The sequence below is a fragment of the bacterium genome (assembly GCA_029210965.1).
In the GTDB taxonomy this organism is placed as follows: Bacteria; BMS3Abin14; BMS3Abin14; order BMS3Abin14; family BMS3Abin14; genus JALHUC01.
Genome location: JARGFZ010000126.1, coordinates 1 through 671, shown reverse-complemented (window position 1 = coordinate 671; position 671 = coordinate 1). Strand labels below are relative to the sequence as shown.

1 protein-coding gene is annotated in these 671 nt (G+C 54.4%); it reads right to left on the bottom strand.

The genetic code is table 11. The features are described from left to right. A partial coding sequence (locus P1S59_14605) for a transposase (protein MDF1527455.1) occupies positions 1-671 on the bottom strand: 671 nt, incomplete at both ends.

The following is a 671-nucleotide window of genomic DNA, read 5'->3' as shown; positions in this document are numbered from 1 at the left end:
GATCCCGTTTTTTATGTTGCCTTTGCCCTTGCGCTTGTCGTTGCTCGTCCATCGGCTGGGAACCTTCCGACAGTAAGAACTATAGTTGCCTACATTGGCAAAACGACTGATATCACCCGTCTCCAGACAGATCGTCAGGCCAAGCACCCTGCCGACACCGGGCATGGTGTGCAAGTATCGGTAGGTCTCCTTCTTCTCCACCTTCCCCTCGATGAACAGCTCCACGCTCCGTATTTTGCGCGTAAGGTAGTCGATCATCTCCTTGCTCACTTCTCCGGCTAGCGCCAGATCTTCGTTGTATTCCAGAATAGGGGCGATCATATCCTCACGAAGCCGTTTGATATCGTTGCTCTTGATCCGCTTGCCGCAGTTCCTGGCGATGATACTCTGAAGACTGAGAATCAAAGAGGTGCGGATCCTGGCCAAGTGCGCTCTCTTTCTGAGCAGATCGCGAACAGCTCTCTCCTCCTTCGGGTAAATGTGCCCCGTAGGAAGAAGGCCCAGCCCGAGCATCTCCGCCAGCCAGCAAGCGTCGTGGGTGTCGTCCGGATACTTGAGCCCCTTGTACTTCTGAATGGCTGTCGGGTTGGCCAGATGAACCTGGTAGCCCGCATCCATGAGCAGATCTACCAGCCAATACCAGTTAAAGGTGGATTCAACCACAGCTCCGG